At 73.2% G+C, this 20,337-nt stretch carries 13 protein-coding genes, 1 rRNA gene and 1 riboswitch; of the genes, 7 read left to right on the top strand and 7 right to left on the bottom strand.

Annotated elements, in window-relative coordinates; genetic code table 11:
- The first annotated feature begins 176 nt into the window (after positions 1–176).
- A riboswitch (cyclic di-AMP (ydaO/yuaA leader) is annotated at positions 177–333 on the top strand.
- Between the two features lie 11 nt (positions 334–344).
- Both ACF08N_RS13180 and ACF08N_RS13185 read left to right on the top strand, forming a co-directional pair.
- The gene (locus ACF08N_RS13180; protein ID WP_392324660.1) at positions 345–1,394 is read left to right on the top strand and encodes a M23 family metallopeptidase; all 1,050 of its coding nucleotides are present in this window, start codon (positions 345–347) and stop codon (positions 1,392–1,394) included.
- Between the two features lie 169 nt (positions 1,395–1,563).
- A complete protein-coding gene (locus ACF08N_RS13185) occupies positions 1,564–2,508 on the top strand; it encodes an aldo/keto reductase (RefSeq protein WP_392324661.1) in 945 nt (314 codons plus the stop codon).
- Between the two features lie 89 nt (positions 2,509–2,597).
- Here the strand turns inward: ACF08N_RS13185 and ACF08N_RS13190 are convergent, their stop codons facing one another.
- From ACF08N_RS13190 to ACF08N_RS13205, 4 genes are all read right to left on the bottom strand, one after another.
- Positions 2,598–3,923 carry a PrsW family intramembrane metalloprotease gene (locus ACF08N_RS13190; RefSeq protein WP_392324698.1) on the bottom strand — a complete coding sequence of 442 codons (1,326 nt, stop codon included), beginning with the start codon at positions 3,921–3,923 and terminating at the stop codon, positions 2,598–2,600.
- A 110-nt stretch (positions 3,924–4,033) separates the two neighbouring features.
- A complete protein-coding gene (gene trmB / locus ACF08N_RS13195) occupies positions 4,034–4,825 on the bottom strand; it encodes a tRNA (guanosine(46)-N7)-methyltransferase TrmB (RefSeq protein ID WP_392324662.1) in 792 nt (263 codons plus the stop codon).
- A gap of 183 nt (positions 4,826–5,008) precedes the next feature.
- Positions 5,009–6,265, bottom strand: a complete 1,257-nt coding sequence (gene lhgO / locus ACF08N_RS13200; RefSeq protein WP_392324663.1) for an L-2-hydroxyglutarate oxidase — start codon at positions 6,263–6,265, stop codon at positions 5,009–5,011.
- Positions 6,266–6,417: 152 nt separating this feature from the next.
- Positions 6,418–7,902 (bottom strand): MFS transporter, encoded by a 1,485-nt coding sequence (locus ACF08N_RS13205; protein ID WP_392324664.1) that lies wholly within the window; start codon positions 7,900–7,902, stop codon positions 6,418–6,420.
- 681 nt (positions 7,903–8,583) lie between these two features.
- On the opposite strand from ACF08N_RS13205, the gene ACF08N_RS13210 reads away from it, so the two are divergent.
- Positions 8,584–10,758 carry an asparagine synthase-related protein gene (locus tag ACF08N_RS13210; RefSeq protein WP_392324665.1) on the top strand — a complete coding sequence of 725 codons (2,175 nt, stop codon included), beginning with the start codon at positions 8,584–8,586 and terminating at the stop codon, positions 10,756–10,758.
- Positions 10,759–11,054: 296 nt separating this feature from the next.
- On the opposite strand, the gene ACF08N_RS13215 is transcribed toward ACF08N_RS13210, so the two are convergent.
- On the bottom strand, positions 11,055–13,007 hold the full coding sequence (locus tag ACF08N_RS13215) for a sigma-70 family RNA polymerase sigma factor (protein ID WP_392324666.1): 1,953 nt from the start codon (positions 13,005–13,007) through the stop codon (positions 11,055–11,057).
- A 232-nt stretch (positions 13,008–13,239) separates the two neighbouring features.
- Positions 13,240–14,016 (bottom strand): TetR/AcrR family transcriptional regulator, encoded by a 777-nt coding sequence (locus tag ACF08N_RS13220; protein ID WP_392324667.1) that lies wholly within the window; start codon positions 14,014–14,016, stop codon positions 13,240–13,242.
- Between the two features lie 325 nt (positions 14,017–14,341).
- Between ACF08N_RS13220 and ACF08N_RS13225 the strand changes: the two genes are divergently transcribed.
- Complete coding sequence (locus ACF08N_RS13225; protein ID WP_392324668.1) at positions 14,342–15,805, top strand: NAD(P)/FAD-dependent oxidoreductase; 1,464 nt, start codon at positions 14,342–14,344, stop codon at positions 15,803–15,805.
- Positions 15,806–15,934: 129 nt separating this feature from the next.
- Positions 15,935–17,590, top strand: coding sequence for a SpoIIE family protein phosphatase (locus ACF08N_RS13230; protein WP_392324669.1), 1,656 nt, complete (start codon positions 15,935–15,937; stop codon positions 17,588–17,590).
- Between the two features lie 4 nt (positions 17,591–17,594).
- Here the strand turns inward: ACF08N_RS13230 and ACF08N_RS13235 are convergent, their stop codons facing one another.
- A complete protein-coding gene (locus tag ACF08N_RS13235) occupies positions 17,595–18,893 on the bottom strand; it encodes an MFS transporter (RefSeq protein WP_392324670.1) in 1,299 nt (432 codons plus the stop codon).
- A gap of 138 nt (positions 18,894–19,031) precedes the next feature.
- Between ACF08N_RS13235 and ACF08N_RS13240 the strand changes: the two genes are divergently transcribed.
- Both ACF08N_RS13240 and ACF08N_RS13245 read left to right on the top strand, forming a co-directional pair.
- A complete protein-coding gene (locus tag ACF08N_RS13240) occupies positions 19,032–19,598 on the top strand; it encodes a MarR family winged helix-turn-helix transcriptional regulator (protein WP_392324671.1) in 567 nt (188 codons plus the stop codon).
- 646 nt (positions 19,599–20,244) lie between these two features.
- A 16S ribosomal RNA gene (locus ACF08N_RS13245) occupies positions 20,245–20,337 on the top strand; the annotation flags it as partial.

Raw genomic sequence — 20,337 nt, forward strand, 5'->3', positions numbered from 1 at the left:
AGAAACCATGGGTGACCTGAGGGGTGATCAAGTCGCCCGATTCCGCCTGCTTCTGTCCCGGTAAGTCCTGGCCGCAGTCGTTAACGATCAGTCGGAACAGCTTGGAATCCGGCCCCGGCTTCTATTAACGTTCGATAACGCAGCGCGGTCGTCCCAGCCGTCGCAAGAGACGGCACCGTGCGCACGCGCCGAATTCCGCAAGGGAACCGGGGAACCACCTCTTGGGGTGAATCGGGCATCTCCTGCCGCTCAGTTCGCGGCCGAAGACGCCCGTAGGAGACCTTCCTGCTCCGAACCCGTCAGCTAACCCGGTAGGCGAGAAGGAAGGAAAGGAGTACGCCTTCGTGGCGTCCAACATGCCTGCCCCCGAGGCCCCGTTCGCGCCCGCCCCCTTCGGCGGCGACGCCGCGGAGCAGACGTGGGAGGAGTGGAATCCCACCGAGGAATCCATCCGCCCGGTGCGCGGCCGGCACCGCGTCGTCAAGCAGCGCGGCGGTCTCGCCCGCAGCTCCACCGTCCTCGGCGTCGGCGTCATCGCCGCGGTCGGCGCCGGTGGCATAGCGACCGCCCAGGACAAGCCGGCGGTCTCCATCTCCCTCCCGGACTCGATCGCGGACAACCTCCCCGACGCCAAGTCGCTTCCGGGTGTGGGCTCCCTCCTCTCCGACGACGACGGCTCCGACGGCTCCGACGCGCTTGCGGCACCGCTGACCGCGATGACCGCCGTCGCCGACGACGGCGCGGGCACCGGCGGGCAGACCCTCGGCGCGGGCGAGGCCCTGCGCGCCCGCATCCTCCAGCAGGTCGAGCAGCAGCGGGCCGAGGCGGACGCCGAGGCGAAGGCCGCTGCCGAGAAGCTGGCCGCCGAGCAGGCCGCCGCCGCGGCAGAGAAGCAGCAGAGCGCGGCCGAGGCCAAGGCGGCCGAGGAGAAGCGCAAGGCCGAGGAGGCTGCGCGGGCCAAGGAGGAGGCGGAGCGCCTCGCCAAGCTCGCCGCGAGCTACGCCCTGCCCACCTCCTCGTACACGATCACCTCCACCTTCGGCGAGTCCGGTTCCATGTGGTCCTCGGGCCGGCACACCGGCCTGGACTTCGCCGCCCCGACGGGCACGCCGGTCAAGGCGGTGCACGGCGGCACGATCAAGTCGGCCGGATGGTCCGGTTCGTACGGCTACCGCATCGTGCTGGAGCTGGAGGACGGCACCGAGGTCTGGTACGCGCACCTGTCGTCGATGACCGCGAGCGCGGGCCAGAAGGTCGGCACCGGCGAGACCATCGGCCGTGTCGGCGCGACCGGCAACGTCACCGGGCCGCACCTGCACATGGAGGTCCACACCCCGGGCGGCTCCGGTCTCGACCCGATGGCCTGGCTGCGGGGCAAGGGCCTCACGATCTGAGCGACGGCGGCAGCCGAAGGCGCGCGGTACGGAGCATCCGTGCCGCGCGTCCCCATGTCTTCGCCGGAGTCTGTGCCCGTATCCGTGCCGGTGTCTGTGTCTGTCCGTGCCGGCCGACGGGGGGCGCGATGGCGGAATAGCCTCCGCCGGATGGGCCGTTGATTCCCGCATGACGTCACTTCGCACCCTTGGCTCGTCCGACCTCGCCGTCTTCCCGCTCGCCCTCGGCGGCAACGTCTTCGGCTGGACCGCCGACAAGGACACCTCGTTCGCCGTGCTCGACGCGTACGCCGCCGCGGGCGGCAACTTCGTCGACACCGCCGACAGCTACTCCTCGTGGGCGCCCGGCAACGAGGGCGGCGAGTCGGAGACCGTGATCGGTGACTGGCTGGCCTCGCGCGGCAACCGCTCCGAGATCGTCGTCGCCACGAAGGTGGGTGCCCACCCGCAGTACAAGGGCCTGTCCGCGACCACGATCAAGGCGGCGGCCGAGGAGTCCCTGCGCCGGCTCCGCACGGATCACATCGACCTCTACTACACGCACTTCGACGACCCGTCCGTCCCCGTCGAGGAGATCGTCACCGCCCTCGACCAGCTGGTGAAGGAGGGCAAGGTCCGCGCGATCGCCGCCTCCAACCTGAGCGCCGAGCGCCTGCAGCAGTCCTTGGACTTCTCCGACCGTGAGGGACTCGCCCGGTACGTGGCCCTGCAGCCGCACTACAACCTCGTCTCCCGGGACACGTACGAGGGCGAACTGCAGGAGGTGGCCGCGCGGGCAGGTCTGGCCGCCGTCCCCTACTACGCGCTCGCGTCCGGCTTCCTCACCGGCAAGTACCGTCCCGGCGCGACCGTCGACAGCGCGCGGGCCCGTGGTGCGGGCGCGCATCTGGAGACGGAGCGCGGCCGGAAGGTGCTCGCGGCACTCGACAGGATCGCCGGGGCGCGCGGTGCCGAGGTTGCGACCGTCGCGCTCGCGTGGCTCGCCGCGCAGCCGACCGTCGTCGCGCCGATCGCCTCCGCCCGCACGGTCGGGCAACTGCCGGCACTGGTCGCGGTGGCCGACCTGGACCTGACGCAGGAGGAACTGGCCGAACTGACGGCGGCGTCGGCGTAGGCCGCAGGCGCGTCGGCACGCGGGGCGCGCCTCGCTGGCGGTGGCGCGTCGGCACAGGGTGCGGGTGCCTCGGCGGCGCGGCGCGTGGCTCAGCGGCGGTAGGGGTTGTAGCCGCCGTAGTCGCGGTGCGGTGGCGGCGCGGCGACCCGGCCCGTCGCCTGCGCCGCGTACACCAGCGCGGGCGCGGCCACGTCCCTGCGCCGCCACAGGTCGTGCAGCAGCTCCCGCTCGCGCTCCGCGAAGTCCGGGCCCACCGCGCCGCGCCGGGCCCGGTGCCGTAGAGAGGCGAGCGACGTCGCGAACGCCTCGTACTCGGAGACAGCGTGGCCCGCCCCCGGTCCGTACGTCCGCCGCGCGTAGTCGCGCGCCATCGTGCGGGCGCGCATCGACGACAGCGCCTGCGGCTCCGCCGCCGCGAGCCAGCCCGCCGCCGCGTACGCCGGCAACTCGGCGGATATCGTGCGCAGCTCGCGCTGCCGCGTCCATATGGTCAGCCAGGTCAGCAGCCCGAAGGCGGGCACCATGAACGCCGCGTACACCCCGTAGAAGCCCCACGGGCCGAACAGCGTCGTCGAGCCGTTCCACAGGGCGTGCATGCCCATCGCCAGGGCCAGGCCCAGCAGCGGCAGCGCGACGCGGCGTATTCGGTGGTGGCGTGCGGCGAGCGCGGCGACACCGAAACCGATGCCGGTGAGCACCGTGAACAGCGGGTGCGCGAACGGCGACATCACGATCCGCACGAAGAACGTCGCCGCGGTGACCGATCCCAGGCCCGAGGTGCCGAACGCCTGGTCCTCGCCGAAGGCATTGCCCAGATACAGGATGTTCTCGGTGAAGGCGAAGCCCGTTGCCGTGAAGCCCGCGACCACGACCCCGTCGACGAGGCCCGTGAAGTCCCGTCTGCGGAAGAGGAAGAGGAGCAGGACCGCCGCCGCCTTGGCGCTCTCCTCGACGACCGGCGCTATGACGGTCGCGCCCAGGGTGTCGGCGGACGCGGGATCGGCGGTGGCGGTGGCGATCCAGCGGGTCGCGAAGGAGTTCGCGATGATCGCGATCAGGGCGGCGGCGCACGCGCCCCAGGCGAACGCGAACAGCAGATTCCGCCACGGGCCCGGCTCGACCCGGTCCAGCCAGCGGAACGCCGCCAGCAGCAACGGCACCGGCAGGGTCGCGAGGCCGAGACCGACCACGAAGCCCCGGGTGCCGGTCTGTTCCCGTACGAGCGCGAGGATCACCAGCCCGCACAGCGCGAGCAGCGTGATGAGCACGCCGGCCCGGACCGCACGGCTGCGCCACAGGCGGGCGGCCCGCAGCCGGCGCCGCCGCGCGGTGTGCTGCGGTGCGCCGCCGATCGGCCCGCCGCCCTGCTCCCGGCGGCATGCGGGCACCGCCGGCTGGGTCGGGCGGCTCGCCATGGTGTGCTGCGCGGACGACTGGGACACCTGCCGACCCTAGCGAGGGGCACTGACAACTGGCGACGGTGCGCGGTACGTCCCGGCCATGACATGGGGCCGGGGCCCGCGCGTCACGCCTGTGGCCGCACCCGGCGGAACAGCAGGTCGTGGACCCGGTGGCCCTTGTCCAGGCCCTGGCCCTCGAAGCGGGTCAGCGGACGGAAGGCGGGGCGCGGCGCGTAGCCGCCGTCCGGCACGGTGTTCTCGAAGTCCGGGTGCGCTGTGAGGACGTCGAGCATCTGCTCGGCGTACGGCTCCCAGTCGGTCGCGCAGTGCAGGACGGCGCCGGGCTTGAGGCGCTGGGCGGCCAGCGTCAGGAACTCCGGCTGGATCAGCCGGCGCTTGTGATGGCGCTTCTTGGGCCAGGGGTCCGGGAAGTAGACGCGCATGCCGTCGAGCGACCAAGGCGGCAGCATCTCGCGCAGCAGGATGATCGCGTCGCCGTTGGCGACCCGCACGTTGGTCAGGCCGTTCCGTTCGGCGAGAGCGAGCAGGTTGCCCTGGCCGGGGGTGTGCACGTCGACGGCGAGGATGCCGGTCTCCGGGTCGTCGGCGGCCATCTGCGCGGTGGCCTCGCCCATCCCGAACCCGATCTCCAGGACGACCGGCAGCCCGCCGAACATCTCGTCCAGGTCGAGCACCCGGTGTCCGTCGATGTCGAGCCCCCACACCGGCCACAGCCGCTGCAGCGCGTCGCCCTGCCCGGCGGTCACCCGGCTGCGGCGCGGCTGGAAGCTGCGGATACGGCGCTCGTGGTGCGACCCGGCCGGATCGGCGGCGGGGCCGCCGGGGAAGCGCGGCTCGCCCTTGGCGCGGATCACCGGCCGCGGGGCATCGGGGGTGGTGTTTCGAGACTCAGACACAATGCCTCGATTCTACGAGGCCGGGCGCGGAGCTCCCCGGGGGCGGGCGCGGACCCCTGCGGCGGGGGCGACGCGGGCCGGGCGACGCCGGCGCGGGGCTCCCGCGGGCGGGACCGCGGGGCTCCGGCAGGCGGATGCGACGCGGGCCGGGCGCGTGGTCCACGGGGGCGGGGCATCGTCGCGTCAGTGCTCGGGGGCCCGGCCCGGCTCCGCGGCCGCCTGGTGGACCCGGTCCCCCTGCAGCGCCGCCAGCGCCCGGCGGGCCACCTCGCGGCCGATCGGCAGGGACGCCGTCGCCGCCGGCGACGGTGCGTTCAGCACGTGGACCGTCCTCGGCGCCTCGCGGATCAGGAAGTCGTCGGCCAGCGTCCCGTCCCGCAGCACCGCCTGGGCCCGTACCCCGGCCGGGGCGGGGCGCAGGTCGTCCTCGGTCACCGCCGGGAGCAGCCGGCGCACCGCCTGGGTGAAGGCGTGCTTGGACAGGGAGCGGTGCAGCTCGCCCGCGCCGTACCGCCAGTGCCGGCGGGCGATCTGCCAGGACCCCGGCCAGCGCAGGGTCTCGGCGAGCTCCCGGGGCCGCACGGCCGACCAGGTGTAGCCCTCGCGGGCCAGTGCGGGGACCGCATTGGGACCGACGTGGACGCCGCCCTCGATGCCGCGGGTCAGGTGCACCCCGAGGAACGGGAACGCCGGGTCCGGCACCGGATAGACCAGGCCGCGCACGAGACCGGGACGGGTCAGCTCGTAGTACTCCCCGCGGAAGGGGACGATCCGCATTCCCGGGTCGTCGCCCGCGAGCCGCGCCACCCGGTCGCAGTGCAGCCCCGCGCAGTTCACCAGGGCACGCGCGCGCACCACCGTCCCCGACGCCGTGCGCACCGCGACGCCCCACGGCCGGCGGTCGACGGCGGTGACCTCCTCGCCGTACCGCACGTCCGCGTCGGAGGCGCGCGCGAGCTGTGCCGCCACCGCGCCGTAGTCGCACACACCAGTCGTGCCGACGTGGATCGCGGCGAGACCGCGCACCTCGGGCTCGTACTCGGCGATCTGCGCCGGGCCGAGCTCGCGCACGGGGATGCCGTTCTCCCGGCCGCGCTGGACGAGGGCGTGCAGCCGCGGCAGCTCGTCGCGGTCGGTGGCGACGATCAGCTTCCCCGTGACCTGGTGGTCGATGCCGTACTCCGCGCAGAACTTGACCATCTCGGCCGCGCCGCGCACAGCGAAACGTGCCTTCAGGGAGCCGGGCCGGTAGTAGATGCCGCTGTGGATCACTCCGCTGTTGCGTCCGGTCTGGTGGCGGGCCGGGCCCCGCTCCTTCTCCAGGACCGTCACCCGGGTCCCGGGCGCCGAACGCGTGAGGGCATACGCCGCCGACAGACCGACGATCCCGCCGCCCACCACCAGCACGTCGCAGTCGAAGCTCCGCCCGGACGCCGTCACCGCGTCACCTCCCACCCCGATAGTGCACTGGCCCGCCGACCATCCGCTTAAACCAGCGTGCACGAGGGGGCGCGCGTCACCTGCTCACATCCCGCCCCGGCCGGAGGCGTACGAGCCTGATCCGGTGCCGGCCGCCGGAAGCCGGTGGGCCCCTACGCCGGTGCCGCCAGCAGCGGGCGGGCCCTCTCCCGCAGCTCCATCACCCTGGGCTCGTCGCCGTACGGCTCCAGGCGGTGCAGCAGGTCCCGGACGTATTCGGTGGTGCGCGCCGAGGAGATCCGGCCCGCGACCTCCACCGCGCGGGTGCCCGCCGCGCAGGCCGCGTCCAGGTTCCCCGACTCCAGCTCGGCCACCGCCGAGACGACCAGGCGTAAGCCGTGCGACCGCACGAACTCCTCCGTCGGCCGCGACAGCGCCTGCTCGGTGAAGCGGCGCACCTGCCGGGGAGCCTTCAGGTCCCGGTAGCACTCGGCGGCGTCGGCGGCGAAGCGGTCGTAGGAGTAGAAGCCGAGCCACGACGGGTCCGCGTCGCCCTCGCGGGAACGCTCCAGCCAGCCCTCGGCGGCCTTCAGCGCCTGACCGGCCGCGAGGGCGTCGTTCGCCTTGGCGTGCGCGCGTGCCTCCACCAGCCGGAAGAAGCTCATCGTCCGGGCGGTGGCGAGGCCGCGGTTGCGCTCCAGCGCGGCCTGCGCGAGGTCGACGCCCTCGTCGGCGAAGCCCCGGTAGGTCGCCTGCAGCGACATCGATGCGAGCACGTAGCCGCCCAGCGGCACGTCGGCCGCGGCGCGGGCGAGCCGGAGCGCCTGGATGTAGTAGCGCTGCGCCGCCTCCTGCTGGCCGGTGTCGAAGGCCATCCACCCGGCGAGCCGGGTCAGTTCGGCGGTGGCGCCGAACAGGGCGCGGCCCACCTCGTCCGAGTACGACCCGAGGAGCAGCGGGGCCGCGTCCACCCGCAGGCACTCCGGGACCATCGACGAACGCCAGTCCCCGCCGCCGTACTTGGAGTCCCAGCGGCGCGCGTCCTCCGCCGCCTCGCGCAGCTTGGCCACATCGCTGTGGCCGACGCGCACAGCGGCGTCCGTGCCGTCCGGCGCCTCGGCGGCGACCGGTGCGGAACCGGCGGCGGGGGCGGCCTGCCCGGCACCCGCGGGGGAGCCGACGAGCCGCTCGACCGACGGGTCCGCGGGGGTTATGAGCCAGCGCGAGGCGGGCGTCGCGTACGCGCTCACCGCGAACGAGCCGGCCAGCGACTGCCAGATCCCCCCGCCGCCGGCGCGCCGGCCCGCGAGGTCCAGGCGGTACAGCTCGGTGGCCGATTTCACCGCCTCGCCCACGTCCCGCGGAAAGGCCAGACCGACCTCGGGCGCCGGGTCGGCGTCCGCGAGACCGATCTCGTGCAGTGGCACCGGACGGCCCAGTTTGGCCCCGATGGCGGCGGCGATGAGATGAGGCGCGGCGCCCTGCGGCACCATGCCCTTGGAGACCCACCGCGCCACCGACGTCTTGTCGTAGCGGAGGGTCAGGCCGCGCTGTGCCCCCAGGTCGTTGACCCGCCGGGCGAGGCCGGCGTTGCTGATTCCCGCGAGGGCGAGAACGGTGCCGAGTTTTTCGTTCGGCCCGCGTTGCTCCCTGGACATGCGCCACCCCTCGACACACAGACAGCTGCCGTGACGCCTTCGGCGCACGGCATTCGTGCTGTGTCCTCCCGGTTCGCACACCCCCGCCTCCGGACGGTCCCGGCTGCAAAAGCAGGTGGCCGAGCCCTTCGGAATATGCGCTCCTGCCGAGGACAGCAGTAAACCCAGCGTAGTTCGCCACATCCCTACCGTTAAGAGGCGGTGTTCCGTATGGCGGGATTGTTGTGCGGACGGGAGTGCGCGCCCCGGTCGCCGTGCTCCCGCCGTGTGGCCGTGCGCCTGTCCGTGCGCTCTGGCCGGGGACGTACGGGAGCGCTTCCATGGGTAGCGCGTGGGTCGGCCCACTGCGGACTGGAAACCAGTGGGCTGGGGGACACTGCCGCCTCAATCCCCGCGGGCGGCGGGCCGGTCCGGGAGGCGAACTGCGCCTCCCGGGCTGGATGTTGGGGCCGCGGCCGACCGCCCAGAATGGCCGAATGCCGTCTGTGCCCAAGGGCTTCCGAAGCCCCCGAACAGCCCTCCCACCACGCGCGGCGGAGCACTGGCGGGCCTCCGGACGGCAGATAAATCGCCCATGCCAGAGGCGTGTTCACTTTTTGCGCGCGCTACCGGAGCCCCCTCCCTTGCGCCTCCTTCGTGGCAGCATGTTCCCGAACGGCTTCGGGAAACGTGGAGGCGGGGATGCGGTGGCTGGTGGGGTGGAGCAGTATCGCCGCGCACTTCGGCACGGCCGGGGCCGTGGGAGGGCTCGACGACCTCGACGGCGACCTTGACGGCGACGGCCGCACCGTCCACCCCGTCGGAGCCCAACTGCTGTGGGGAGACCCCGATCCGCTGTGGGCGGTCGGTGACTGGCGGCCCGACGAGGTACGGGTCGTCACGGCCGAACCGGCCGCGCGCGCCGTCCCCGGCGGCGCGAACCCGCCCGCGATCACCCGGCTCGCCGTCCTCGGCTGCTGCGCCGCCAGCGACGAACAGCTGCGCATCGGGCTGCTCGCGGCGCGCGGCGGCGCACTGCGGCATCTGACCGCATGGGCCGGCAGCTACACCGTCGTGGTCCAGGCCGGGCGCCGCATCACCGTCGTCGGCGATCTCGCGGGCGCCCGGCCCGTCTTCTACACCCCCTGGGCCGGCGGCACCGCGTACGCCACCGCCGCCCTCCCGCTCGCCGACCTCATCGAGGCCCAGCTCGACATCGGGCATCTGGCCGCCCTGCTCGCCTGCCCGGAGACTCCGGAGGCGCTGCGCGACTCGACCCCGTACGCCGGGGTCAAGCGCATCCCTCCGGGTCACGCGCTGATCCTGCGGGAGGGGTCGCGGGAGATCACCGGGTACGAGCCGGTGGCGTCCCTTGCCGTCGCGGGGCCGCAGGTCGACCCGGCGCAGGCCGTAGACGGCGTGCGGGACGCACTGGTCGAGGCGGTACGGGCGAGGCTCACCGCCCCGCGGCACGCACCCGAGACCCTGCCACCCGACCCGGGCCCCGTGCCGGGCATGGGCCCGGCCGAACGCCGCGCCGCGCGGGGGGCGCCCGCCCCCGGCATCGGCGCCGACCTGTCCGGAGGCAGCGCCTCCAGCACGCTGGCGCTGCTGGCCGCCGGGCTGCCCGGTGTGCCCGGCACCGTGCTCGGCCACGGGACGGGCGCGGGCGAGCGGCTGCTCGCCGTCACCTTCAACGACCTCGTCACCAGCGGACGCGAGGCCCGCGAACCGGAACTGGAACGGGCGCGGACCATCGCCGCCAACCCCCGGCTGCACCACGTCGTCGTCGCGGCCGGGGAGGAATCCCTCCCCTACGCAGGGCTCGACTCGGGGCCGCTCACGGACGAGCCCGCGCCGTCCCTGGTCACCGCCGAACGGCACCGCAGCCGGCTGGCGGCCGGCAGCGCCGACCACTTCACCGGGGCGGGGGCACGGCAGGTGCTGGACGCGCATCCGGCACGGCTCGCGGATCTGCTGATGGACCGGCGCCGGCGCCATCTGCTGCGGCCGGTCACCGCGCTGGCCCGGGCCGACGGGGCGTCGCCGCAGTCGCTGTTCGTGCCGCTCACCGTGTACCGGGCGGCGCGGCGCCTGGCCCGCACGCCCTACCGCGCCGGTATCGAGGCCGCCGCCGACCGGCTGCTCTCCGCGAACCGCACGGGCGCGGTAGGTCTCAACGGCGCGGTGGGAGCCTCGCTCGCCGCGCTGAACTGGGCCCGGCCGGGTCCCGCGGCGCGCTGGCTGACCGGCGAGGCGCTCGCTGAAGTATCGGTTCGCCTGATGGAGGCGGCGACACGGCCCACGTCCGTGCAGCGGCCGGGCGAGGCACGCGCCCGGGCGGCGCTCACCCGCCACGCGGCGGACCAGCGCATCCTGGAACAGGCCGCCGAGATCCGCAGCCAGCGGCTGCACGCCCCTTTCCTGGACAACCAGGTCGTACGCGCCAGCCGCGCCCTCCCCGAATCACTGCGGGTCCAACCGGGAGCCCGCGCCTCCGTGCTGCGTGCGGTCCTCGCGGGGGCGGGCATCCACGACCTGCCGCCGGGCTGGGGCGCCACGACGCACGCCTCCCACACCGCGACGGCGGCGGCGCGCACCGGCCTGCGGGCCGCGCTCCCGCACCTGATGGCCCTGTTCGACGCCCCGCTGCTCGCGGACGCGGGCCTGGTGGAGGCCCGCGTCGTCCGCAAGGCGCTGCGGGCCGCATCGGAGGGCGAACCCGTCCCGCTGGACGGCCTGGCCGACCTGGTCGCCACGGAACTGTGGCTGCGCCGGCTCCTGTCCCGCCGCGGCACCTGCTGGACGGGCACGGCGGCACCACGCCGCCGCGCGGTGGCGGGCGGCGTCCCCAAACGCCGGACGCTCCAGGCGTAGAGCAGCCGTCAGCGGAACCTGACGGGCCCGGCCGGGCCCGGGGCAGGGGACATGGGCCCTGGGCCGTGTCCGGCATCAGCCGTGGCGGCGCTCTTGCTGTTCCCTACCGGTCCGGTGAGCGAGGCGGCGTGTTGGGCTTGTTCCCTGCTGGTCCGGTGAGCGAGGCCGCGTGTTGGGTCTGTTCCCTGCCGGTCCGGCGAACCAGGCCGCTCCCGGGCGACGGGCGGCGGGCGCCGGCGCCGCGCGCCCGGGCGGGCGAGGCGCCCGCCTCCGCCACCGGGGCCGCGGGACACCGCCTAGCGGCAGCTGATGCGGGACTCCGCCCAGTCCGCCAGCGCCGCCGTGCTCGACGGGTCCTCCGGCTCCACGACCAGGCGCAGCGTCTCGTGGCCTGCGAGCGGCACGTGGACCGGCTCGGCCGCGTCGCCGTACCGGAGCGCGGCCGAGCGCCAGAGCCGGACGCCGTCCCCGTACACCGAGAAGCGCACCGGGCGCAGCCCCGGCGACAGGTCGTCGACGCCGACGAACGCGTCATAGGCGGTGCACTCGCGGTTGAGGTCGATGGTGACGGACGACCTGCCGTGCACCGTCACGCCGTGCCCGTACTGCTTGCCGCCGATCGACATGCCCCAGCGCTGCCACATCCAGCTGCTCTCGTCGTGCCGCACCTCGGGCCCGGTGTGGTCGCCGAGGACGCCGTACTCCAGGCGGTTCACCTGGTAGACCTCGGGCGGCGGGGGCGGAGGCGGCGTCGGCTTGGGTGTCGGGGTGGGCGTGGGTGTCGGGGTGGGCGTGGGGGTCGGCTTCGGCTCGGGCGGTGCCGGCTTCGGCGTGGGAGTAGGGCTGGGAGTCGGCTCCGGGCTCGGCTCGACCGGCGGGGCAACGGGTGCGGGCGGCGCGGGCGGCTCGGGCTCCGGCGGGGGCGCGGGCGGCACGGGTGCGACGGGCTGGGCGGCCGGGGGCTTGGCCACGGGCTCCGGTGCGGGCGCGGGGTCGCCCGAGAGCGCCCACACCAGCCCGGCGGTCGCGGCGACGGCCACGGCCGCGGCGATCCCGGCCTTCGCGGGCGCGCCGAGTCCCTCCGCGGCCGCCCCGCCGGCGGCTCCGCCCGAGGCGCCTGAGCCGGCGGCCGCGGCGGCGCCGGCCCCCGCCGCGCCCACGGCCCCGCCGGCGACGAGCCCGGCCGCCTTGAGGGAGTACCCGGCGGCGAACCAGCCGATGACCGCGACCGGCAGCAGCGCCGGGATGCCCGCGTTGACATGGGCGAGCTCCCCGGCGGCCAGGCGGCACTTGGCGCACTCGTCCAGGTGCTTGCGCAGGCCCCGCTCCGCCCGCATCCGCAGTCCGCCGCGGGCGTACGCGCCCAGCCGGTCGGCGTACCGGGCGCAGTCGCCGCCCGCGGTGAGCGCCGTGCTCACATGGGCCTGGAGATACGCCTGCTTGAGGCCCTCCCTGGCCCGACTGGCCAGCACCGCCGTCGCGTTGGCGGTCAGTCCGAAGAGCGGCGCGACGTCGCTCGGCGACTCCTCCTCCACCGTCGTGTGCCACAGCACCGCCTGCCAGCGCTCCGGCAGTGACCGGAAGGCCTGCAGCGCGAGCGACTGCTCGGCCTCGTGCATCGCCCGCACGTCCGCCCCGAGGTCGAGCGTGTCGTCGGTCGCCGTGTCCGTGCTGCGCGCCGCCTCCGCGGCGAACACCGCGAAGTCGTCGACCAGTTGCTCCCGTTTCGCCGTCTTTGTCCAGGCGGCGGCGACCCGGCGGACCGTGGTGAGCAGATACGCCCGCACCGCCTGCTCCGGCCCCGCCCCGCCGCGCACCGCCTGCAGGGTCCGCGCGAACACCTCCGCCGTCAGGTCGTCCGCGGTGTGCGCGTCGCGGCAGCATGTGCGCGCGTACCGCCGGACGGACTCGGAGTGGCGGCGGAACAGCTCCTCGTAGGCGCCGTCGTCACCGTCCCGCATGTGCTGGATCAACTCGGCGTCCGACGGGGGACGCTCGCGAGGCGGCGGCAGCACCGAACCGAGACTGCCGTCGCGCTGCTGCGGAACGGAGTACCCCTCGGCGCCCGTGCCCGCCCGATCCGGCCCGCGCGCGGCGCCCGTGTCCGCGCCGTCCGTGCCGCCGCCGTGTGGAGACGGACCGCCGGAGGAGCCGCCGCGTCCGCCCTGGCCGGGCACCTGCCGCGGAGGTCCGGCGGTCCCCGAACCGCCCGCACCGCCGAGTGACTCGTCCTGATGGTCACCGCTCATCGCGGAAGCCCCCGTAAGCACTTCGGACCCGGATTACCGGGCAAGCGTGCCACAGGGCGGCTGTACGACGGACCCCCATGCGCCGCAACCACTCGTCCGGGGCGACTTCCCCCGCACCCCGCACCTCCGGTCATCCGAAAGAGGCAGGATCAACCGGGCGTGCGGACAAGGACCGTTGACACCACCGTGCCGCCGTGGACGTGAAACGGACCGAAGCGCCCCGTGCGGAAACTCACGCCGACCGCGGCCGCAAGCCCTCCAGCAGGATGTCCAGCAGCCGGGCCGACGCGGCCTCCTGCTGCGCGGCATCGGGCAGCGACGGCGCGGCCGTCGCTATCACCAGCAGCACATCGGCCACCGTCACGTCTCCGCGCAGCTCGCCCGCGGCCCGCGCCCGCTCGACGAGCCGGCCCACGACCTCCAGCAGGTCCGCCGCACCCGCGTCGTCCTGCTCCTCGGTCGGCACCGCGCGCGGCCCGACCACACGCAGCCCGTTCGCCGCACCCGCCCGCTGATGGGGCACCCGCAGGTCCCCCGACAGGTCGTCGGCGCGCTCGCCCGCCGGCTCGTCGCCGTCCACCCGGACCCGCAGCACCTGCGGCGGAAGCAGCCGCCCCGCACCGGACGCCACCGACGTGCGCAGGAACCGGGAGAGCGCCGACCACGGCTCCTCCTCCTGCCCCAGAGCCGTACGCGCCTGCTCGGTCAGCCGGGCGATCTCCTCCGCGGCTATACGCCGCACCAGCACGTCCTTGCTCGGGAATCGGCGGTAGACCGTGCCCACCCCGACCCGGGCACGACGGGCCACGTCCTCCATCGGCGCCCCGTACCCCAGCTCGCCGAACACCTCGCGGGCAGCGCGCAGGACGTGTTCGAGATTGCGCTGCGCGTCCACGCGCAGCGGCGCCGAACGGCCCGTCCCGACCGGACCCGACGGCCCGTGTCCATTGCCGTCCGCGGCCGAAGCCGGCGCGACAGCGGTCTGCCAATGCGAATCCTGAATGTGCATAAGCGTTCCCCCGGTCATGTCGTCTCCCCCCGGAGACATCCCCGCCCTGGTCTGCCGGATGTGCCATGACCTGGCACCCGACCGACTACGAACATAGTTGAGCCGGAGTCAATTCAGAAGGGGCTACTTCGCACGGAGCGCCCCCCGATCGGAGCAAGGACCGGAAGGATCCCTATTCCACCCCCTGACCCCTCCCATCCCGCCGGGCCTGACCTGCGCAGCTTCCGTTATGCCCACAGCTGTGCCGCGACCGGGCCACCGACGGGTTCCGGTCACACAATTCGCCGGGCCTGTGGACAAACGACTGACGCCGTTGCGTCATGGGATGGTGAAGGCTGCAAACACCCGGGGCACGACCTCCGGCACCTCGCCGCGCACCCGCGTTCTCGTCGTCGGCGGCGGCTACGTCGGGATGTACACCGCGCTGCGCCTCCAGCGGAAGCTGAAGCCCGAGCTCGACCGCGGCGACGTCGAGATCGTGGTGGTCGCTCCCGACCCCTATATGACGTATCAGCCGTTCCTGCCGGAGGCCGCGGCCGGTTCCATCTCCCCGCGCCATGTGGTCGTCCCCCTGCGCCGCGTCCTCGGCAGATGCACGATCGTCATCGGCGAGGCAAAGGCCGTCGACCACGCCAAGCGCACGGCGACGGTCACCACCCTCGCCACCGAGGAGGAGGGCACCGGAGCCGTCGAGATCACCTACGACGAGCTCGTCATCGCCCCCGGCTCCGTCTCCCGCACCCTTCCCGTTCCCGGTCTCGCCGACTACGGCATCGGTTTCAAGACCGTCGAGGAAGCCATCGGCCTGCGCAACCACGTCATCGAGCAGATGGACATCGCGTCCTCCACCCGCGACCCGGCGATCCGCGACGCCGCCCTCACCTTCGTCTTCGTCGGCGGCGGCTACGCCGGCGTCGAGGCCCTCGCCGAACTCGAGGACATGGCCCGCTACACCTCGCGCTACTACCACAACGTCAAGCCCGAGGACATGAAGTGGATCCTCGTCGAGGCCGCCGGGCGCATCCTGCCCGAGGTCGGCGAGGAGATGGGCCGCTACGCCGTCCGCGAGCTGCGCGCCCGAAACATCGACGTGCGGCTCGAAACCCGGCTCGAATCGTGCGAGGACCGGGTCGCCGTGCTCAGCGACGGCTCCCGCTTCCCGACCCGGACCGTCGTCTGGACGGCCGGCGTCAAACCGGCGCCCCTGCTCGCCGCCACCGACCTCCCGCTCAACGACCGCGGCCGCCTCGCCTGCACCGCCCACCTCACCGTCGACGGCGTCGCCCACGCCTGGGCGGCGGGCGACGCCGCTGCCGTCCCGGACGTCACCGCCGAGACGCCCGGCGCCCTTTGCGCGCCGAACGCCCAGCACGCCGTGCGCCAGACCAAGGTCCTCGCCGAGAACATCGCGGCCGCCCTGCGCGGACAGCCCCTGCACCAGTACGCCCACAAGTACGCCGGATCGGTCGCCTCCCTCGGCCTCCACAAGGGCGTCGCCCACGTCTACGGGCGCAAGCTCAAGGGCTATCCGGCCTGGCTGATGCACCGCACCTACCACCTCAGCCGCGTCCCGACCTTCAACCGCAAGGCCCGCGTCCTCGCCGAATGGACCCTCGCCGGCCTCTTCAAGCGCGAGATCGTCTCCCTCGGCTCCCTGGAACATCCGCGGGCCGAGTTCGAACTCGCCGCGGGTACCAGACGCAACGGCAACGGAAAGGACAGCGGTGCGCCGCCCAGTGCCGCGGACGAGTCGGCGGACAGCTCCCCGGACGGCCCCGCGGAAACCTGACGCCGCCGACAGGAGCTGGGCGAAGAGGACTGTCAGTCCGGTCGGCCACACTGGACGTGTGACCATAGGTGGGCTCACACCTGCACAGAGTGACCCTTGGCGACGACCCCCATTGAGGCTAGAAAGTCAGTGAACTTCACGCGTTGGAGCCCCAGGCTCCCCGGTACGCAGCGTCGCGCCGCAGCACGGAGGACCGACCAGGGGCTCTCGCCGGTGCAGCGGGGCGAGGGCTCGGTGCCCGCGGCCCGCGGTGAGTCAGGACAGCCGGCGGAGACCCCGTCCGACGTCCCGGCGCTGGAGGACTTCTCCGTACCGGAGATCCTCGGCCGTCTCCCCGCCCTGGTCGCCCTCGTCTACGGCCCCGACCACCGCATCGCGTACGTCAACGAGGCGTACGCCGCCGCCTTCGGCCCCCGCACGCCCGGCGCCACGGCCGCCGACAGCTGCCCCGAGCTCACCGAGCTCGGCCTGCTCCCGCTCATGGACCAGGTGCTGCGCAGCGGCAAGCCGCGCACGGTCAAGTCCCGGAAGATCCAGGGCGGAGGGTCGTACACGGTCACCTGCCTGCCCGCCGAGCGGGCCGACGGCGGCAAGGAGACCGAGGGCGTCCTCGTCTTCGCGGCCGACGTCACCGACCACGCCGAGGCCGCCGAGCGGCTGCGTGCCAGCGAGCGGAGGCACCGCGAGACCGCCGTGACCCTCCAGCGCTCGCTCCTGCCACAGGAGTTGGAGCAGCCCGACGACCTGCGGTTCGCCGCCACCTACCAGCCGGGCGGCACGGACGCGGCCGTCGGCGGCGACTGGTACGACGTGATCACCCTCGGCGCCGGCCGCACGGCCCTGGTCATCGGCGACGTGATGGGCCGCGGTGTCCGCGCGGCGGCCGTCATGGGCCAGTTGCGCACCGCCGTGCGGGCCTATGCCCGCCTCGACCTGCCGCCCCACGAGGTGCTCCAGCTGCTCGACGGACTCGCCGCCGAGATCGACCCCAGCCAGATCGCCACCTGTGTGTACGCCGTCCACGACCCGAACGAGGGCCGCCTGGTGTACGCGTCGGCCGGGCACCTGCCGATCCTGGTCCGCGACGAGGACGGCACGGTCCGCCGTGCCGACGAGCCCACCGGCCCGCCGCTCGGCACCGGTGGCTACCTGCACACCTCAGGCTCCATCGACCTCCCGCCCGGAGCCACGGCCGTCCTCTACACGGACGGCCTGGTGGAGCGCCGGCGTGAGGACATCGACGAGGGGGTGGCCGCGCTGGAGCGCGCGCTGTCCGGGGCGACCGGCACCCCGCAGGTGGTCTGCGACCGGCTGATCCGCTCCCTGGGGGTGACCGCCGAGCACGACGACGACGTCGCCGTCCTCGTCCTGCAGCACCCGACCCGCAAGGGCGCGGACGCCGAACTGTTCCACAACGCCGCGCTGGATCTCCTCGGCGGCATCGAGGCCGCGCCCCGGGCCCGTGCCTTCGCCTCCGGGGTGCTGGCCTCCTGGCGGTTCTCGCCCGAGCTGCACGATCTGGGGGTCCTGGCGGTCAGCGAGCTGGTGGCCAATTCCCTGAAGCACGGCTCCCCGCCGATGCGTCTGCGGCTGCGCCGTACGAACCGGCGGCTGATCGTCGAGGTGACGGACGGGGACGAACACCTGCCGCGACGGCGCCGCGCGGAGTCCGAGGACGAGGCGGGCCGCGGGATCTCGATCATCGCGACGATCGCCTCGTCCTGGGGAAGCCGTCGTACACCGGGCGGCGGCAAGGCCGTCTGGTGCGAGTTCGCCCTGCCCTGACGGGTCAGTGGGCGGGGGCGACGGCCTCCTCCGGCTTGTGCACGGTCACCACGCGGGACTTCGCCGCGAACGCCGGCCGGTCCTGAACCGGGGTGAGCCGCCTGCCCAGCCGCAGCGCGAGCACGGTGATGCCGAGCGAGAACAGCACGAACGTCACGATGTACGGCCCGTGCAGCGCGGCACCCATCGGACCGCCGACGGCCGGACCGACCGCCAGCGCGAGCTGCTTGACCAGGGCGAACGCGGAGTTGTACTGCCCGACCATCGACTCCGGCGCCAGGTCGGCGACCAGCGGGGCGACGGTCGGCGACAGCATGGCCTCGCCGAGTCCGAACAGCGCGTACGTCGAGATGAACGCGGCGGTCGCCATGGCCTGGCTGCCCCCACCGAGCCCCGCGTACCCCGCGATCGCCCACGCGACGGCCCAGATCAGCCCGACCGAGGCGATGACCCGGCTGCGGCTGCGGCGCTCGACGAACCGCAGCACCAGGAACTGGGCGGCCACGATCACCGCCGTGTTGGCGGCGAGCGCCGTGCCGAGGGTGGCGGGCTCGATCCCGGCCGCCTCGGTGCCGTACGCGGCGAGTCCCGACTCGAACTGCCCGTAGCAGGCGAAGAAGAGGACGAAGCCCAGCACCAGGAGCTGCACCATCGCCCGGTGCCCGAGGAGCGCCCGCAGCCCGCCTCTGGCCCTGCCCTCCGTGTCGGCGGGCCGAGCGCTGCGCAGCGACGCGGACTCGGGCAGCCGTACGGTGAGCGCGATTCCGGCGAGGACGAGGAACATCGCCGCCTCGATGCCGAACAGGACGGTGAAGCTGGCGGGCCGGCTCTCGTCGACGATGTGTCCGCCGATCAGGCCGCCGATGCCGAGACCCAGGTTCTGCAGGAAGAACTGCATGGCGAAGGCGCGGGTACGCGTCGTGGTCTCCGAGCACCAGACGATCATCGTGGCCAGCGCCGGCTGCATGACGGCGGTCCCGGCACCGAGCACCGCCGCGGACAGGACGACGGCCGGAACGCTCGCCGCCAGCCCCATGCCCGCCGCACCGACGGACGCCAGCACCGCGGCACCCACCAGGACAGGCAGCGGCCCGCGCCGGTCGATGACCCGTCCGGTGAACGGCAGGGCGACGAGCGCGGCCGTCGCGAACGCGGCGAGCACCACGCCCGCCGTACTCGCGCCCAGGTCGCGCACCTGCGCCACGTAGACGTAGAGGTACGGAACGGTGAAACCGAGTCCGAACGCGCTCAGCGCGTTCCCCGCCTGGATCCGGCGCATCGCTGCACCCTTCGCCTTGGTCACACTCACCCACTTCGAGGTCTGGAGGTCCTACAGGACCTGGAGGACTGAAGTCTGAAGACTTCAACACTAAAGTTAGGCCCTGAACAATACACATAGAAGGACTTCAAGGCCAACGAGTGCCGTGCGATACTTCCGCGCATGCCTACTGAGACCCCCGCGGAGCCCGTCTCCGGTCCGCAGGAGCCGACGCTCGACGAGCAGATCGCCGCCTACCAGCGCGAATACGGCGATCTCGACCCCCAGGTCGAGAAGGTGGTCTCCGCCCTGGGGCGGCTCAACCGCCGGATGAACGTCGCGTACGGCCGCCAGGTCGCGGACCTCGGCATCAGCAACGCCGAGTGGGAGGTCCTCAAGACCCTGGTCCTCTCGGGCGCCCCCTACCGCCTCGGTCCGGGAGAGCTCGCCAAGCGCCTCGGCCTCACGCCGGCCGCGATGACCCACCGCATCGACCGCATGGCGGGCGAGGGCCTCGTGACCCGCGACCGGGACGAGAACAACCGCGTGCGCGTGATCGTCGAGCTGACGGACGAAGGCCGCACGAAGTGGCTCGAGGCGATGCGCATGGCGACCACCTTCGAGGAGGACCTGCTCCAGGACCTCGAGGCGGAGGAACGCGCACTCCTCGGCGAACTGCTGATCCGTGTCCTGCGCCGGGTCGAGTACGACCAGCCGGACGCCGGCGGCCGGCTCACCGACCTGGACTAGGGATGTACCGGCGGTGTCCGGGGGAGAGTTGACACGGCCCCCGTCGATCCGTAAGGTTCTTCGAGTTGTCGCGGGGCCGTAACGGTTCTTCGGCAGCCATCCTCGCCGCTCATGCGGCAACCACTCTCAGCACGATCTCCCAGTCGGGACGAATTTCGGCATGCCGAAATTCATTTCGATGACTCGATTATGAGTCGCCCGGGAAATCCGCTAGAGTTTGGACGTCGGAACGGCCCAACAGCCGTGAAGACAACTCCCGCTGACTGGGAATCAGGCCCGAAAGGATCTGATAGAGTCGGAGCCGCCGGAAAGGGAAGCGCGAAAGCGAAGAACTGGAAAGCACCGAGGAAATCGGGTCGGAAAGATCTGATAGAGTCGGAAACGCAAGACCGAAGGGAAGCGCCCGGAGGAAAGCCTGCAAGGGTGAGTACAAAGGAAGCGTCCGTTCCTTGAGAACTCAACAGCGTGCCAAAAATCAACGCCAGATATGTTGATACCCCGTCTCCCTCGGGAGATGAGGTTCCTTTGAAAGTCCTGCCGGCCCACGTGGTCGACAGGCAATACACAGCGAGGACGCTGTGAACGGTCGGGACTATTCCTCCCGACTGTTCCGCTCTTCGGATGTGCACCCGATGACGGGTAAACATTCATGGAGAGTTTGATCCTGGCTCAGGACGAACGCTGGCGGCGTGCTTAACACATGCAAGTCGAACGATGAACCTCCTTCGGGAGGGGATTA

This window comes from Streptomyces sp. NPDC015127 (assembly GCF_043080095.1).
Taxonomy (GTDB): domain Bacteria; phylum Actinomycetota; class Actinomycetes; order Streptomycetales; family Streptomycetaceae; genus Streptomyces.

Coding starts and splice junctions, on each gene's coding strand:
- ACF08N_RS13215 (WP_392324666.1), bottom strand. CDS start 13,007: ATGAGCGGTGACCATCAGGACGAGTCACTCGGCGGTGCGGGCGGTTCG.
- ACF08N_RS13190 (WP_392324698.1), bottom strand. CDS start 3,923: ATGGCGAGCCGCCCGACCCAGCCGGCGGTGCCCGCATGCCGCCGGGAG.
- ACF08N_RS13185 (WP_392324661.1), top strand. CDS start 1,564: ATGACGTCACTTCGCACCCTTGGCTCGTCCGACCTCGCCGTCTTCCCG.
- ACF08N_RS13210 (WP_392324665.1), top strand. CDS start 8,584: ATGCGGTGGCTGGTGGGGTGGAGCAGTATCGCCGCGCACTTCGGCACG.
- ACF08N_RS13205 (WP_392324664.1), bottom strand. CDS start 7,902: ATGTCCAGGGAGCAACGCGGGCCGAACGAAAAACTCGGCACCGTTCTC.
- ACF08N_RS13240 (WP_392324671.1), top strand. CDS start 19,032: ATGCCTACTGAGACCCCCGCGGAGCCCGTCTCCGGTCCGCAGGAGCCG.
- ACF08N_RS13220 (WP_392324667.1), bottom strand. CDS start 14,016: ATGCACATTCAGGATTCGCATTGGCAGACCGCTGTCGCGCCGGCTTCG.
- ACF08N_RS13225 (WP_392324668.1), top strand. CDS start 14,342: ATGGTGAAGGCTGCAAACACCCGGGGCACGACCTCCGGCACCTCGCCG.